Origin of the sequence: Streptomyces sp. NPDC015242, assembly GCF_043079125.1 — a bacterium.
Taxonomy (GTDB): Bacteria; Actinomycetota; Actinomycetes; order Streptomycetales; family Streptomycetaceae; genus Streptomyces.
On the sequence record NZ_JBIBUF010000004.1, the window covers coordinates 481857 to 496430 of the forward strand.

The following is a 14574-nucleotide window of genomic DNA, read 5'->3' on the forward strand; positions in this document are numbered from 1 at the left end:
GGACAGGCCCGAGGGGCGGGGCCGGTTCACACCGACAGGTCCCGCCTGCGCAGCCCGGCCAGCCCCGCGGCCACCAGGACCACCGCCAGGGCCGTCAGCACGATCACGGGCCCCCACGCCATCTCCCCGCCCGGCAGCTTCGGCAGATGCCCGAACGGGGAGACGTCCAGCACCGCCTGCGGCACGTCCAGCGCGGGGCCGACCCAGCCGATCAGCAGCACCGCCCCGGCGACGGCCCACGCCGCCGTCGCCGCCCGGGGCAGCAGGCCGTGCAGCAGGACCGCCACCCCGCCGACCACCCACACCGCCGGGAGCTGCACCAGGCACGCGGCCAGGACCGGGCCGGTCTCCTTGCCGTACCCGAGGGCGAAGCCCACACCGGCCAGGAGCATGATCAGGGCGGCTCCGCCGAAGGCGACGGCCAGGTGCCCGGCGGCCCAGCGCAGGCGGCCCACCGCGTTCGCCAGGACCGGCTCGGCCCGGCCGGAGGTCTCCTCACCGTGCAGGCGCAGGACGGACGCGACGATGTAGAGGGCCGCGACCAGCCCGAGCACGCCGATCATCGAGGCCAGGAAGGCGTCCGTGAGACCCGACCGGCCGCCCATGCGCTCGATGACGCGACGGGCGTTGTCGTTGTCGCCGACCAGGTCGGCCGCGCCCTCGGTCATGCCGCCGTAGACGATCCCGGCGAGGAGGAAGCCCACGCTCCAGCCGAGCACGGCGCCCCGCTGCAGCCGCCAGGCCAGCGCCCCCGCTCCGGCCAGCCGGCCCGCCGCCGGTCCGGGCCGAGTCGGCAGGAAGCTCATGCCGAGGTCGCGGCGGCCCGCCAGGACGTAGGCCACCGCGGCCTGCAGGGCGAGGGCCGCGCCCGGCAGGGCCAGGACCCACCAGCGTTCACCGGCGTACGGGCGCAGGTTCTCCAGCCAGCCCAGCGGCGACAGCCAGGTCAGCGGGGACGAGCCGTCGACGGTCGCCGAGTCGCCCGCCGCGCGCAGCACGAACGCGGCGCCCAGCACGGCCGCCGTCAGGCCGCGGGCGAGCCGGGCGCTCTCCGTCAGCTGCGCGGCGATCGCCGCCATCGTGGCGAAGACCATGCCGACGCCGGCGATGCCGAGGGCGAGGGCCAGCGCGCCGGTCACCCCCTGGCCGGCCAGACCGGCCGTCAGCAGCAGCGCCAGGGCCCCGTTCGCGACGGCCGCCGCCAGCAGGGCCGCCGTCAACGACGCCCGGCGGCCCACCGCCCCGGACGCGACCAGCTCCTGCCGGCCGCTCTCCTCCTCGTCGCGGGTGTGCCGTACGACGACGAGCAGGCTCATGACGGCGGCCAGGACAGCGGCGTAGACGCCGGCCCGCCAGGCCGTCAGGGCGCCCAGGGAGTCGCCGAAGACCGGGCCGACCATGGCACGCAGCGAGGAGTTGGTCTCCATCTGGCGGATCAGTCCGGCGCGTTCGGCGGGGGTGCCGTACAGGCCCTCCAGGGTGCCCGGCATGGAGAGGACCATGAGGGCGTTCACCGCGATCCACACCGGGACCATCAGCCGGTCGCGGCGCAGCGCGAACCGCAGCAGCGTGCCCGTCCCGGCCAGCTGACGCGTGCGGGCGCGGGTGCCGCCGGACCGTACCGCGAGGGTCGTCATCGCGCCGCCGCCTCGTCCTGGTAGTGCCGCAGGAACAGCTCCTCCAGCGTGGGCGGCGTCGACGTCAGCGACCGCACGCCCGACGCGGCCAGCGCCCGCAGGACGCCGTCCAGCCGGTCGGTGTCGACCTGGAGGCGGACGCGGCGCCCCCGCACGTCGAGGTCGTGCACCCCGGGCAGGTCCGCCAGTCCGTCCGGCGGGCCGGCGAGCTCGGCGACCACGCTGGTGCGGGTCAGATGGCGCAGGTCGGCGAGCGATCCGCTCTCCACGGTGCGGCCCTTGCGGATGATGCTCACCCGGTCGCACAGCTCCTCCACCTCGCTGAGGATGTGGGAGGAGAGCAGGACGGTGCGGCCCCGGTCGCGCTCCTCGGCGACGCACCGCTGGAAGACCTCCTCCATCAGCGGGTCCAGGCCCGAGGTCGGCTCGTCCAGGATCAGCAGATCCACGTCCGAGGCGAACGCGGCGACCAGGGCGACCTTCTGCCGGTTGCCCTTGGAGTAGGTGCGGCCCTTCTTGGTGGGGTCGAGCTCGAACCGCTCGGTCAGCTCCGCCCGGCGCCGGAGATCGAGGCCGCCGCGCAGCCGCCCGTAGAGGTCGATGACCTCGCCGCCGGAGAGGTTGCGCCACAGGGTCACGTCGCCGGGGACGTAGGCGATGCGGCGGTGCACCTCGACCGCGTCCGCCCACGGGTCGCGGCCCAGCACCCGCGCGGTGCCCGAGCCGGCGCGCAGCAGGCCGAGCAGGACCCGGATGGCGGTGGACTTGCCGGCGCCGTTGGGGCCGAGGAAGCCGTGGACCTCCCCGGAGGCGACCTCCAGGTCCAGCCCGTCGAGCGCGCGCGTCCGTCCGAAGGACTTGTGCAGTCCGGAGACGGTGATGGCCTTCGTCATGTCGGTGAAGTTACGCTGACTTCAGAAACTTGTGAAGTTAAGAAAGCGTATGAATCGCGGATAGGGTGGCCGCATGACGGAAGCAGTGGGCGGCGGCCGGGACGCGGAGGCGGTGTCGAGGTTCGTCGAGTCCTTCGCGGCGCAGCTCGTCGAGGCCGGCATGGCGCGGATGCCCGCCCGGGTCTTCGCCGCGCTGCTCTCCTCCGACAAGGGAGTGCTGACCTCGGCCGAGCTGAGTGAGCAGCTCCGGATCAGCCCCGCGGCGGTGTCCGGGGCGGTGCGCTACCTGGCCCAGACGCACATGGTGTCGCGCGAGCGGGAGCCCGGCTCGCGACGCGAGCGCTACCGGGTGCACGGCGACCAGTGGTACGAGGCCCTGACCAACCGGGAAGCCGTCCTCAAACGCTGGGAGAGCGCCCTGCGCGAGGGCGTCACCAGCCTCGGCCCCGACACCCCGGCCGGCCGCCGGATGGCCGAGACGCTGGAGTTCTTCGAGTTCGTCGAGGTCGAGGTCGTGGCGATGATGGAACGCTGGCGCGCGCACCGGGAGAAGAAGTACGGCCCGGACCGGGACTGAACCCGGGCCCCTACGCCCCTGTCGGCAAGGTCAGCCCCCACGCCCCTTCCCTCACCACCCACGTGCGGGTGCGCACCGGGCCCGAGACCACCGCGTCCGCCCGGTAGCGGAAGTGCGCGCCCGAGACGGTGACCGTGCGGCCCTCCGCGAGCAGCGGTGACGCCTCCGCTCCCACCGACACCGGCCTGACCTCCACCGACGCGGTCCCGTCGGCGCCGGGCGACACCGACACCGCCTCCACCGGCTGGTTCAGGTCGACGAGGGTCTCCCCGTCCACCTCGACCCGCAGCCGCGACGGCCCGGGCTCGGGCGCGGCGGCGAGCCGGGACGGGCGGGCGGCCGGGACCAGGGTGCGCACCAGGGACTGGCAGGTGCGCAGCCAGGGGCGGCCCGGTTCGGCGCCCTCGGGCTCCGCCTCGCCCGGCGCGGCCCTCACCGGCGGTATCCGCAGCGCGCCGAGGACCACCCCGTCGCTGTCGTCGACCAGCAGGTCCATCCGCCGCTCCACCCCGTCGAGCACGGCCCGCGCCGCCGCCACCGTCCCCGCCGGCACCCCCAGTGACCGGGCGAGGGAGACGGCGCTCCCGACGGGCACCACCGACAGCGCGCATCCGGCCAGCTCCCGGTGCCGGTGCAGCAGCGACACGGCACGGATCAGGGCCCGGTCGTCGCCCACCACCACCGGGCGCCGCGAGCCCCGGCGGCCCAGCGCCCGCGCGAACTCCTCCGGGCCGTCCGGCAGGCACAGCTTCATCCCGGCACCCGCTCCGAGCACGTCTTTCGCGATCCGGACGGACTCGCCGTCGGACCGGCGGGCGACCGGGTCGACCACCACCAGCAGCTGCTCGGACGTCGCGGAAGTCGCCACCTCGGCCATGCCTCGCTTCCTCGGGTAGCATCTTTGTGCAAGAGCCCCTTGCGCTATTGCGCCAGGGGCTTCGTCTATTCCGGGGCATCCGGTCCGACGGTTGGCGGCCAACGGCGGTCGCGGTGACGCGGCTGCAGACGCTCCGCGTTCGCCCTCGACCATGGACATGCCCCGCCCGGAAGGGGTGTACGCGCGTGCCCGCACTTGTGCTGCTCGGTGCTCAGTGGGGTGACGAAGGCAAGGGAAAGGCGACGGACCTGCTAGGCGGATCCGTCGACTACGTGGTGCGTTACCAGGGTGGTAACAACGCAGGCCACACGGTGGTCGTGGGCGACCAGAAGTACGCCCTGCACCTGCTCCCTTCCGGAATCCTGTCCCCCGGCTGCACGCCGGTCATCGGTAACGGCGTCGTCGTCGACCCGTCGGTCCTGCTCTCCGAGCTGAGCGGGCTGAACGAGCGTGGCGTCGACACGTCCAAGCTCCTCATCAGCGGAAACGCGCACATCATCACGCCGTACAACGTGACGGTGGACAAGGTGACCGAGCGCTTCCTCGGCAAGCGGAAGATCGGTACGACCGGCCGCGGCATCGGCCCGACCTACGCCGACAAGATCAACCGCGTCGGCATCCGGGTGCAGGACCTCTACGACGAGTCCATCCTCACCCAGAAGGTCGAGGCGGCCCTCGACGTCAAGAACCAGATCCTCACCAAGCTGTACAACCGGCGCGCGATCGCCGTGGACCAGGTGGTCGAGGAGCTGCTGGCCTACGCGGACAAGCTCGCCCCGTACGTCGCCGACACCGTCCTGGTCCTCAACCAGGCGCTGGAGGAGGACAAGGTCGTGCTGTTCGAGGGCGGCCAGGGCACGCTGCTCGACATCGACCACGGCACGTACCCCTTCGTCACCTCGTCCAACCCGACCGCGGGCGGCGCCTGCACGGGCGCGGGCGTGGGCCCGACGAAGATCAGCCGGGTCATCGGCATCCTCAAGGCGTACACGACCCGGGTCGGGGCCGGTCCCTTCCCGACCGAGCTGTTCGACGAGGACGGCGAGGCGCTGCGGCGCATCGGCGGCGAGCGCGGTGTCACCACCGGCCGTGACCGCCGCTGCGGCTGGTTCGACGCGGTCATCGCCCGCTACGCGACCCGCGTGAACGGCCTGACCGACTTCTTCCTCACCAAGCTCGACGTGCTCACCGGCTGGGAGCAGATCCCGGTCTGCGTCGCGTACGAGATCGACGGCAGGCGCGTCGAGGAGCTGCCCTACTCCCAGACGGACTTCCACCACGCCAAGCCGGTCTACGAGATGCTGCCGGGCTGGAGCGAGGACATCTCGAAGGCGAAGACCTTCGCCGACCTGCCGAAGAACGCCCAGGCGTACGTGAAGGCGCTGGAGGAGATGTCCGGCGCCCCGATCTCCGCGATCGGCGTGGGCCCGGGCCGGGACGAGACGATCGAGATCAACTCCTTCATCTAGGCACCCCGGTCTCCCCGCCTCCGCCGGCTTCCGCAGGAAGCGACGGCGGGGGCGGGCATACGCTGAAGTTCCACACTCTGCGTGCGTCGACGAGAAGAAGGTGAGTGCGATGCGCGTACTGCTCAAGGCCCGCATGGACACGGAGAAGGCCAACGAGGCCATCCGCAATGGCACCATGGGCAAGCTGCTCCAGGAATCCCTGGAGCAGATCAAGCCGGAAGCGGCCTACTTCACCTCCGACCAGGGGAAGCGCACCGCCTACCTGGTCTTCGACATGCAGGACAGCTCCCAGATGCCGGTGCTCAGCGAACCCTTCTTCCTCCACCTGGGCGCGGAGATCACCTACACGCCGGTGATGAACGTCGAGGACGTGCAGAAGGGACTGTCCCAGCTGGGCCGCTGAACCGCCCGCTCAGCTGAAGACGATCATCGATCCCTGGGCCAGACTCCGCGTCACGGCCGCGTGCAGCCCCAGCCACACATGCCGTTCCCGGGCGAAGGGGCTGGGGTCGTACGGGGCCGGAACGGCGGGTTCCTCCAGTTCCGTGGGGGCCGGCGGCGGCTGGGGAGCCGCCGGGGGGTTGGCCGGGTCGATGCCGATCGCGGGGGCGACCACCTCCAGCTCCCGCAGCAGGGCGTGCGAGGAGCCCAGCGGGCCGCCGCCCGCGAGGAGTTCGTCGTCGGCGAGCGGGCGGGGGAAGTCGACCGGGACGTACGCGCCCGCGTGGTCGTAGTGCCACACCAGGTGCGACTGCTGGGCCGTCGACTCGAACATCTCCAGCAACTGCTCGTAGTCGCCGCCCAGTTCGTCCACCGGCGTGACCGGCAGGCCGCACACCTGGAGCAGGTAGGCGCGGCGCAGGAAGTGCAGCGCGTCGTAGTCGAAGCCCGCGACCGGAGCGACGTCCCCCGACAGGCCCGGCATGTACTGGTACACCGGCACCGGCGGCAGCCCGGCCTCCGCGAGCACCTTGTTGTATTGCGCGAGTTCCTCGGCGAAGGGGTTGTCCGGCGTGTGGCACAACACGTCGACGAGCGGTACCAGCCACAGATCACAGGCCAAAGAAGGCTCCTCGCTCAGCACGGTGGTCGGGTAGCACGGTGGTCGAATAGCACGGTGGTCAGGGAAGAGTAGCGGTGCGGCGCGGTCACGGCTCCTGCCGTGCATGTCCCATACCCAGACGAACAGATGCGACGCGGGTCATCCGGCGGCAAGACGCTCGATCAGGGCGAGCGAGTGGGTGTTGTAGCCGGTGATGATCGCCCGGGCGGTGTCGGTGTCGCGGGCGCTCAGCGCGTCGACCAGTTCGGTGTGGCCCGCCCACAGCTCGCCGCGCAGGTCGGCGAGCCGGCGCAGATGCTGCACCGCGCACACCCAGGTCTGGACGCGCAGCCGGTGCAGGAAGTCGGCGAGGTAGGGGTTGCCGAAGACGGCCGCGAGCTCCCGCCAGAAGCGCAGGTCGTAGCCGATGAGCACGGTGAGGTCACCGGCCGCGGCCGCCCGCTGCGCCTCCTCGCCGCGCCGCCGGACCCCGGCGAGGGTCGCCACGACGCGGGGGTCGTCGGTCCGTATGGCGGCGCGCTGCCCGGTGATCAGGGCGTGGAACATCCCCTCGATGACCAGGTCGCGGGCCTCGATCATGCCGCGGAAGTCCTCGACCGAGTACTCGCGGACCCGGAACCCGCGGTGCTGGTCCGCCTCCAGCAGCCCCTGGGCGGACAGGTCGACCAGCGCCTCCCGGACCGGCGTCGCGGAGACGCCGTACTGCTCGGCGATCTCCTTGACCGTGAACTCCTGTCCCGGCTGGAGCCGCCCGGCCAGCACCTCGTCACGGAGCGCGTCGGCGATCTGCTGGCGCAGGGTGCTGCGCATCACGGCGCCGGTGCCGGTGCTGCCGGGCATGGTCGGGGCGTCTCCCTCGTCGCGTTCGGGTGGCGTGCGCGTATATGTCTACGAGCACGCCACCTTACGCGTTCGAATGAGACGCGAGTATGTCGCTTACTGACGGGTTTACAGCCGCTTACGCCACGTACGTGTCGGCCACGGACAGCGCCGTGTCCAGAACGGCCAGGCCCTCCTTCAGCTCCGCCTCGCTCACGGTGCAGGGCGGCACCACGTGCGTCCGGTTCATGTTCACGAACGGCCACAGCCCGCCCGCCTTCGCGGCGGAGGCGAAGGCGGCCATCGGCGCGTTGGCCTCACCGGCCGCGTTGTACGGCACCAGCGGCTCCCGCGTCGCGCGGTCGCGCACCAGCTCCAGCGCCCAGAACATGCCGACGCCGCGCACCTCGCCGACGCTCGGGTGCCGCTCGGCGAGCGCCCGCAGCTCCGGTTCCAGGACGGACGCGCCCAGCCGGGCCGCGTTCTCGACCACGCCCTCCTCGGCCATGACCTCGATCGTCGCCACGGCGGCGGCGCACGCGAGCGGGTGCCCGGAGTAGGTCAGACCGCCCGGGTAGGGCCGCTTCCCGAACGTCTCCGCGATCGCGCCGGAGATGGCCACGCCGCCGAGCGGCACATAGCCGCTGTTCACGCCCTTGGCGAAGGTCAGCAGGTCGGGCACGACGCCGAACAGGTCCGCGGCGAACCACTCGCCGGTGCGCCCGAACCCGGCCATGACCTCGTCCAGGACGAAGACGATCCCGTGCTTGTCGCACAGCTCGCGCACCCCGGCGAGGTAGCCGGGCGGCGGCACCATGATCCCGGCCGTGCCCGGGATCGTCTCCAGGATGATCGCCGCGATCGTCGAGGGGCCCTCGAAGGCGATCGTCGTCTCCAGGTGCTCCAGCGCCCGGGCGCACTCCTGCTCCTCGGTCTCCGCGTAGAAGCGGGAGCGGTAGAGGTAGGGGGCCCAGAAGTGCACGACCCCGGCCGTGCCGCTGTCGGAGGCCCAGCGGCGCGGGTCACCGGTGACGTTCACGGCCTGCTGGGTGCCGCCGTGGTAGGAGCGGTAGGCCGAGAGCACCTTGGGGCGGCCCGTGTGCAGCCGGGCCATCCTCAGGGCGTGCTCGACGGCGTCGGCGCCGCCGTTGGTGAAGAAGATCTTGTCCAGGTCGCCCGGGGTCCGCTCGGCGATCAGCCGGGCCGCCTCCGACCGCGCCTCGACGGCGAACGCCGGCGCGAAGGTGGCCAGCCGTCCCGCCTGTTCCTGGATCGCGGCGACGACCCTGGGGTGCTGGTAGCCGACGTTGGTGTAGACGAGCCCGCTGGAGAAGTCGAGGTAGCGCCGGCCCTCGTAGTCCCAGAAGTACGACCCCTCGGCGCCGGCGACGGCGAGCGGGTCGATGAGCTCCTGGGCGGACCAGGAGTGGAAGACGTGGGCGCGGTCGGCGGCCTTCACGGCGGCGCCGGCTTCGGGGTTCGGCTGAGGGGTCATGCGGGCGAGCGTAGGCGCGGGGGAGCGGGCGGTGGTATCGGCGGCCTGTCGGGCGTCGGGCGCGATCCGCGACAGGTTGTCCAACGCGGACGGCCACCATTGACAGCATCCTGCCTAAATGACAGGATGCTGTCATTGGCACAGGGGTCCGAGGAGGAACCATGAACGCCACCGCAGACCGCAAGCCCGTCCATCTCGCCGTCTACGACACCTTCGCCGACTGGGAGACCGGTCACGCCACGGCCCACCTCGCCCGCGCCGGCCACGAGATCCGCACCGCCGGCCCGTCCACCGCCCCGGTCACCAGCATCGGCGGCCTGCGCGTCCAGCCCGGCCTGGCCCTGGCCGACCTGCGGCCCGAGGACAGCTCCCTGCTGATCCTCCCGGGCGCCGACCTCTGGGACACGTCCGACGACCTCGCGCCCTTCGCCCGCACGGCCCGCGCGTTCCTGGCGGCGGGCGTCCCGGTCGCCGCCATCTGCGGGGCCACCGCCGGACTGGCCCGGGAGGGCCTGCTCGACGACCGGGCCCACACCAGCGCGGTCTCCTTCTACCTGGCCGCGACCGGCTACGCGGGCGGCGCGCACTACGTAGAGGCCGACGCCGTCACCGACGCGGGCCTGGTCACCGCGGGGCCCACCGAGCCCGTCGCCTTCGCCCGGGAGATCCTCCGGCTGCTCGGGGTGTACGAGGGCGAGGTGCTGGACGCCTGGTACCGGCTGTTCCACGACTCCGACGCGTCGGCGTACGCGGTGCTGGAGAAGGCCGGGGCGCTGTGAGCCGGGAGCGTCAGGACCTGCTCAGCCGCAGCGCCCTCGGGGTGTTCCGGCTGAACGGCCAGTTCCTCGCCGTGGCGGAGGAGCTGGCCCGGCCGGCCGGGCTCACCGCCGCCTGGTGGCAGGTGCTCGGCGCGGTCCTCGGCGAGCCGCTGCCCGTCTCCGGCATCGCCCGCGCCATGGGGATCACGCGGCAGAGCGTGCAGCGCATCGCCGACCTGCTGGTGGAGCGCGGGCTCGCGGAGTACCGGCCGAACCCGGCGCACCGCCGGGCCAAGCTCCTCGCCCCGACCGCGGAGGGCCGCGCGGCCGTCGCCCGCATCGACCCCGGGCACGCGGCCTTCGCCGACCGGCTGGCAGAGGAGTTCGGGGAGGCGGAACTGGCGGAGGCGGTCCGGGTGCTGGAGCGGCTGTCGAAGGTGCTCGACGCGACGGGTCGGCCTGTTACGGAACCGTAGACGTTCCCCAGGTCACCCCGCCCCGGCCCCGCACTATTCTCGGGCTGTTGCTCGCGTGTGGGGGGAAGGCGGCGGAGCGATGGAGACGTTGGGGCCGGGGGATCCGCAGGGCATCGGCGCCTATCGGCTGCTGGCGCGGCTCGGCGCGGGCGGCATGGGGCAGGTGTACCTGGCCCGCTCGGAGCGGGGCCGCACGGTCGCGGTGAAGCTGGTCCGCGAGGAGCTGGCCGCTCAGGAGGAGTTCCGTGAGCGGTTCCGGCAGGAGGTGCGGGCCGCGCGGCGGGTCGGCGGGTACTGGACCGCGCCGGTGCTGGACGCCGACACCGAGGCCGCCGTGCCGTGGGTCGCCACCGGGTACGTCGCCGGGCCGAGCCTCCAGCAGGTCGTCGGGCACGACCACGGGGCGCTGCCCGAGCGGACGGTCCGCATCCTCGCCGCCGGTCTCGCGCACGCCCTGAAGGACATCCACGCCGCCGGCATCGTCCACCGTGACCTGAAGCCGTCCAACGTGCTCGTCACCATCGACGGACCGCGCGTCATCGACTTCGGCATCGCCCGCGCGCTGGAGACGGTGACCGACGGCGGGCTCACGCGCACCGGCGCGCTCGTCGGATCGCCCGGCTTCATGGCGCCCGAGCAGGTGCGGGGCGACCGCATCACCCCGGCGTGCGACGTCTTCTGCCTCGGCTCGGTCCTCGCCTACGCCGCCACCGGCAAGCTCCCGTTCGGCAGCGCCAACAGCGGCGTGCACGCCCTGATGTTCCGCATCGCCCAGGAGGAACCGGACCTGGAGGGCGTGCCCGAGGGCATCGCCGACCTGGTCCGCGACTGCCTGCGCAAGGACCCCGCCGCCCGGCCGGGCCTGGACAGCGTGCTGCGGCGCACGGGCGCGGACGACACCGTCTCCGACGGCCGCGCCCTCGACCCGTGGCTGCCGAGCGCGCTGGTGGCCCAACTCGGGCGGCACGCGGTGCGGCTGCTCGACGCGGAGAACCCGGAAGGCGGGCCGGACCCGGGCGCCGGGCCGGCAGCACCGGCCCGGACGGACGCCGGGGCCGGGCGACGGCCGGGGGATCCCGGCGCGGGCCGGCCCGACGCCGCCGCGGACGCCCCTGCCCCTGCCCCGGGCCCCGGCCCGGCCGGCCGTCCGGACTCCGGACCCGCCGCTGCGGCCGGCCCCGGAGGTCCTGGTGGTCCTCCCGGTCCGGTGAGCCCCGCCGCTCCCGGGCCCGGCCCCTCCGCCGCTCCCTGGCCCGGCCCCGCGGCCGTTCCCGCCGCGGGCCCCGGCCCCACCCCGGAGCACGCCCCCGCCGCCGACGCGTCCGGGCCCGGGCCCGTGCCGCCGGTGCCCGGCACCGCGCCCGGCCCGCCCGCGCCGCCCGTGCCGGGCTCCGGGGCGCCGCTGAACCACCTGCCCACCCTGGTCGCGGGGCAGGGCCCGGCCGCCCCGGCGGGCCCGCACCCCCAGGGCGTTCCGCCGCACACCCGGACGCCGCCGCCCCCGTGGCCGGCCTACGGGTACCCGCAGCAGCATCCCCAGCCCGGCGCGCCGAGCGCTGCCGCACCGCCGTACCCCGGCCACGGCGGCCTCGGCTCCACCCCGCCCTACGGCCCGACCCCGCCCTACGGCTCGGTGGGGGAGCCGCACGGGCGCGACGGCCGGTCCACCGCGCTGCTCGTCGTGATCGCCCTGGTCGTCGCGCTGGCGGCGGGCGGGACGGTGTACGCGCTGATGCAGGGCGGCGGCGAGGGGAAGGACGACCACGCGCAGCCCTCGCCGACCCGGAGCACCGGCGGGCCGCCGACCACCCCGGGTCCTTCCCCGACGGCCTCCCCCGCCCCGGCGGACGGCGCCGTCCCGACGGCCTACCTCGGCACCTGGACCACCACCATCGACAACGCCGACGGGCAGCACACCCGGCGGCTCACCCTCCAGCAGGGCGAGCCGGGCGACACGGTGCTGAGCCTCGTGGCGGACGGCCCGACCAAGGGCGGCGGCAGTTACCACTGCGTCTTCGAGGGCGAACTGACCGCCGCCCCGGGCGCCGCCGGCCCGCTGAGGATCGGCCCGTCCACCGTGACCGTCGGGCAGCCGCGCACCGCCTGCACCCCGGGCGCCGCCACGGAGATCACCGTCCTCCCGGACGGCACCCTCCAGCGCACCAACACCAGCAGCGGGGAGCGGCTGACCTACACGAGGCAGTGACGAACTCCCGTACGGCGGCGCATGCTTGAGGACCGGCACCCCCAGCCCCGGGAGGACACATGCGTCCCAGCAGGAGAACGGTCCTGACCGCGACGGCGGCGACCGCGGCGACGGGAGCGGCGGTGACCGGACCGGCCGGGGCCGCCTCGCACCCCGGAACCGGCCGTCCCCCGGCCACGGCCCAGCGCCCCACCCGCGAACTGCGCTCCCTGTTACGGGAGATCGACCCGCGCCGCATCGAGGCGACCATCCACCGGCTGGTCTCCTTCGGCACCCGCCACACCCTCTCCTCGCAGGACGACCCGGTGCGCGGCATCGGCGCGGCCCGCGACTGGCTGCTGTCCGAACTGCGCTCGTACGCCGCCGCGTCCGGCGGCCGGATGACCGCCGAACTCCAGTCGTACGTGCAGGAACCGGCCCCGCGCATCCCCACCGCCACCCGCATCACGAACGTCGTCGCCACCCTGCGCGGCTCGGTCACCCCCGAGCGGGTCTACGTGGTCGCGGGGCACTACGACTCCCGCGTCACGGACGTCATGGACGCCACGTCCGACGCGCCCGGCGCGGACGACGACGCCTCCGGTGTGGCCGTGGTGCTGGAACTGGCCCGGGTGATGGCCCGGCGCCGCCCGGCGTCGACCCTCGTGTTCGCGGCGGTCTCCGGCGAGGAGCAGGGCCTGTACGGGTCCGGCCACCTGGCGCAGCGGCTGAAGGCCGCCGGGACGGACGTGCAGGGCATGTTCACCAACGACATCGTCGGCAGCCCGACGGCCGACGACGGCACGCGGGACCCGTACACGATCCGCCTCTTCGCCGAGGGCGTCCCGTCCTCCGAGACGCCCGAGCAGGCCGCGGTGCGCCGCTCGGTGGGCGGCGAGAACGACTCCGCCACCCGCCAGCTGGCCCGTTTCGTGCGCGACGTGGCCGACAACGACGCCACCGGCATGCACGTCCGCGTCGTCTACCGCCGCGACCGCTACCGCAGGGGCGGCGACCACATCCCGTTCCTCGAACGCGGCTACCCGGCGGCCCGCTTCACCGAGCCGGCCGAGGACTTCGCCCACCAGCACCAGGACGTGCGCGTCGACGAGACGGGCAAGCAGTACGGCGACCTGCCGGAGTTCTGCGACGCCGCCTACACGGCACGCGTGGCCCGGGTCAACGCGGCGGCCCTGTGGACGCTGGCCCAGGCCCCGGGCACACCGCGGGGCGCGAGGATCCTCACGTCCACGCTCACGAACGCGACGGAACTGGCGTGGACCCGGGGCCCGGAAGCCGACCTCGCGGGATACGAGGTGGTGTGGCGCGAGACGACGTCACCGGAGTGGACCCACGTGATCCCGGTGGGCGACGTGACGGCCCACGAGGTGGACCTGTCGAAGGACAACGTGTTCTTCGGGGTGCGGGCGGTCGGCAGGTCGGGCCTGCGCAGCCCGGTCGCCTTCCCCGACCCGGCGTGACGCCGGGGCCGGCCGGGCCCTCACCGGGGTTCCGGCGGCCGCTGCCGGGGCATGTTCGGCCGGGTCCCCCCGTGCGGCGGCACGGGGAACCGCCCGGTCCCGCCCGGGGCCTCCGCCCCCCGGCCCTGACCGGGGCACACCACCGCGTGCACGCCCACCGGCGCGCCCCCGCCCCGGAACTCGCCCATCCAGTCGGCCGTCTCCACGCGCACCAGCTCGGTGACGTCCTCGGAGAACCTCCGCAGCACCCCCAGGCACCGCTCGGCCGCCTCCCCGGCCGTGCCCTCCGTCGGCCCGAGCACCTCCCGCACGCTCTCGGCCGCCCAGTCGAACTGCAGGGCCTGCAGCCGCCGCTGCACGGCCTGCGCGGTCGCCACGTCCCGCATCCAGCCCGACGTCAGCCCGAAGTGCCGGTCGAGGGCCACGCACGCCACCCCCAGCAGCAGCGCCAGACACCCCCAGGGCGCGAGGCCGCCCGCCACCCCGGTGAGGTCCAGCAGGGGCAGGGCGAACCCGGTGACCGCCCCGGCGGCGGCTCCGCAGCGCAGGCCGCGGGCGCACCGCCGCTTCCACACCCGGTCCGCCAGGTACCAGGCCGCCGTGTGCAGCGCCCCGCGCTCCACCCACCGGTAGAGCTCGTCGAGCCGGGCGGCCGGCTCGCCCCAGTCCCCGAGCGGAAGGGGCCGCCCGGTCAGATCGCCCGGCCGCGGCCGGGCCGCCTGCTCGCCCCGCCCGTCCTGAGGCGGCCCCTCGGGCTGCATCTCCGGCTGACCCACCCGGCACTCCCTACTGACCACGAACGACGACGCACGGTGCGCTGACCGATCACGCTGCGCGACCCACC

14 protein-coding genes are annotated in these 14574 nt (G+C 74.2%); 7 read left to right on the top strand and 7 right to left on the bottom strand.

Features of this window, described 5'->3' with window-relative positions; all coding sequences use genetic code 11:
- Positions 1-26: 26 nt before the first annotated feature.
- Together ACF07N_RS16860 and ACF07N_RS16865 are read right to left on the bottom strand one after the other, a co-directional pair.
- Entirely contained in the window at positions 27-1637 is a 1611-nt protein-coding gene (locus tag ACF07N_RS16860) for an ABC transporter permease (RefSeq protein ID WP_392113249.1), read from the bottom strand.
- On the bottom strand, positions 1634-2530 hold the full coding sequence (locus ACF07N_RS16865; protein ID WP_392113252.1) for an ATP-binding cassette domain-containing protein: 897 nt from the start codon (positions 2528-2530) through the stop codon (positions 1634-1636). The genes ACF07N_RS16860 and ACF07N_RS16865 overlap by 4 nt, the downstream gene beginning before the upstream one ends.
- Before the next feature lie 73 nt (positions 2531-2603).
- On the opposite strand from ACF07N_RS16865, the gene ACF07N_RS16870 reads away from it, so the two are divergent.
- On the top strand, positions 2604-3107 hold the full coding sequence (locus ACF07N_RS16870; RefSeq protein ID WP_392113254.1) for a GbsR/MarR family transcriptional regulator: 504 nt from the start codon (positions 2604-2606) through the stop codon (positions 3105-3107).
- 10 nt (positions 3108-3117) lie between these two features.
- Here ACF07N_RS16870 and ACF07N_RS16875 read toward each other — a convergent pair whose 3' ends face one another.
- Positions 3118-3984 (bottom strand): diacylglycerol kinase family protein, encoded by an 867-nt coding sequence (locus tag ACF07N_RS16875; RefSeq protein ID WP_392113257.1) that lies wholly within the window; start codon positions 3982-3984, stop codon positions 3118-3120.
- A gap of 185 nt (positions 3985-4169) precedes the next feature.
- Between ACF07N_RS16875 and ACF07N_RS16880 the strand changes: the two genes are divergently transcribed.
- A complete protein-coding gene (locus ACF07N_RS16880; RefSeq protein ID WP_383335575.1) occupies positions 4170-5453 on the top strand; it encodes an adenylosuccinate synthase in 1284 nt (427 codons plus the stop codon).
- A 109-nt stretch (positions 5454-5562) separates the two neighbouring features.
- Positions 5563-5856: a DUF3303 family protein gene (locus tag ACF07N_RS16885; RefSeq protein ID WP_311678028.1), complete on the top strand. Its 294-nt coding sequence runs from the start codon at positions 5563-5565 to the stop codon at positions 5854-5856.
- Between the two features lie 9 nt (positions 5857-5865).
- On the opposite strand, the gene ACF07N_RS16890 is transcribed toward ACF07N_RS16885, so the two are convergent.
- From ACF07N_RS16890 to ACF07N_RS16900, 3 genes are all read right to left on the bottom strand, one after another.
- Positions 5866-6516 (bottom strand): hypothetical protein, encoded by a 651-nt coding sequence (locus ACF07N_RS16890; protein ID WP_392113261.1) that lies wholly within the window; start codon positions 6514-6516, stop codon positions 5866-5868.
- 138 nt (positions 6517-6654) lie between these two features.
- The gene (locus ACF07N_RS16895) at positions 6655-7356 is read right to left on the bottom strand and encodes a GntR family transcriptional regulator (RefSeq protein WP_383335573.1); all 702 of its coding nucleotides are present in this window, start codon (positions 7354-7356) and stop codon (positions 6655-6657) included.
- 118 nt (positions 7357-7474) lie between these two features.
- Positions 7475-8830: an aspartate aminotransferase family protein gene (locus ACF07N_RS16900; protein WP_383335572.1), complete on the bottom strand. Its 1356-nt coding sequence runs from the start codon at positions 8828-8830 to the stop codon at positions 7475-7477.
- A gap of 161 nt (positions 8831-8991) precedes the next feature.
- On the opposite strand from ACF07N_RS16900, the gene ACF07N_RS16905 reads away from it, so the two are divergent.
- The 4 genes from ACF07N_RS16905 to ACF07N_RS16920 all read left to right on the top strand — a co-directional run bounded on the left by ACF07N_RS16905 (position 8992) and on the right by ACF07N_RS16920 (position 13730).
- Entirely contained in the window at positions 8992-9609 is a 618-nt protein-coding gene (locus tag ACF07N_RS16905; RefSeq protein ID WP_392113264.1) for a type 1 glutamine amidotransferase family protein, read from the top strand.
- Positions 9606-10064, top strand: a complete 459-nt coding sequence (locus ACF07N_RS16910) for a MarR family winged helix-turn-helix transcriptional regulator (RefSeq protein WP_392113267.1) — start codon at positions 9606-9608, stop codon at positions 10062-10064. The genes ACF07N_RS16905 and ACF07N_RS16910 overlap by 4 nt, the downstream gene beginning before the upstream one ends.
- A gap of 79 nt (positions 10065-10143) precedes the next feature.
- Positions 10144-12270: a protein kinase gene (locus ACF07N_RS16915; RefSeq protein WP_392113270.1), complete on the top strand. Its 2127-nt coding sequence runs from the start codon at positions 10144-10146 to the stop codon at positions 12268-12270.
- 59 nt (positions 12271-12329) lie between these two features.
- Positions 12330-13730, top strand: coding sequence for a M20/M25/M40 family metallo-hydrolase (locus ACF07N_RS16920; RefSeq protein ID WP_383335568.1), 1401 nt, complete (start codon positions 12330-12332; stop codon positions 13728-13730).
- Between the two features lie 20 nt (positions 13731-13750).
- Here ACF07N_RS16920 and ACF07N_RS16925 read toward each other — a convergent pair whose 3' ends face one another.
- Entirely contained in the window at positions 13751-14506 is a 756-nt protein-coding gene (locus ACF07N_RS16925) for an SLATT domain-containing protein (protein ID WP_392113273.1), read from the bottom strand.
- Positions 14507-14574 lie beyond the last annotated feature (68 nt).

Excerpts from the sequence above, each read along its gene's own strand:
- ACF07N_RS16860 (WP_392113249.1), bottom strand. The coding sequence starts at position 1,637 with ATGACGACCCTCGCGGTACGGTCCGGCGGCACCCGCGCCCGCACGCGT.
- ACF07N_RS16865 (WP_392113252.1), bottom strand. The coding sequence starts at position 2,530 with ATGACGAAGGCCATCACCGTCTCCGGACTGCACAAGTCCTTCGGACGG.
- ACF07N_RS16870 (WP_392113254.1), top strand. The coding sequence starts at position 2,604 with ATGACGGAAGCAGTGGGCGGCGGCCGGGACGCGGAGGCGGTGTCGAGG.
- ACF07N_RS16875 (WP_392113257.1), bottom strand. The coding sequence starts at position 3,984 with ATGGCCGAGGTGGCGACTTCCGCGACGTCCGAGCAGCTGCTGGTGGTG.
- ACF07N_RS16885 (WP_311678028.1), top strand. The coding sequence starts at position 5,563 with ATGCGCGTACTGCTCAAGGCCCGCATGGACACGGAGAAGGCCAACGAG.
- ACF07N_RS16895 (WP_383335573.1), bottom strand. The coding sequence starts at position 7,356 with ATGCCCGGCAGCACCGGCACCGGCGCCGTGATGCGCAGCACCCTGCGC.
- ACF07N_RS16900 (WP_383335572.1), bottom strand. The coding sequence starts at position 8,830 with ATGACCCCTCAGCCGAACCCCGAAGCCGGCGCCGCCGTGAAGGCCGCC.
- ACF07N_RS16905 (WP_392113264.1), top strand. The coding sequence starts at position 8,992 with ATGAACGCCACCGCAGACCGCAAGCCCGTCCATCTCGCCGTCTACGAC.
- ACF07N_RS16915 (WP_392113270.1), top strand. The coding sequence starts at position 10,144 with ATGGAGACGTTGGGGCCGGGGGATCCGCAGGGCATCGGCGCCTATCGG.
- ACF07N_RS16920 (WP_383335568.1), top strand. The coding sequence starts at position 12,330 with ATGCGTCCCAGCAGGAGAACGGTCCTGACCGCGACGGCGGCGACCGCG.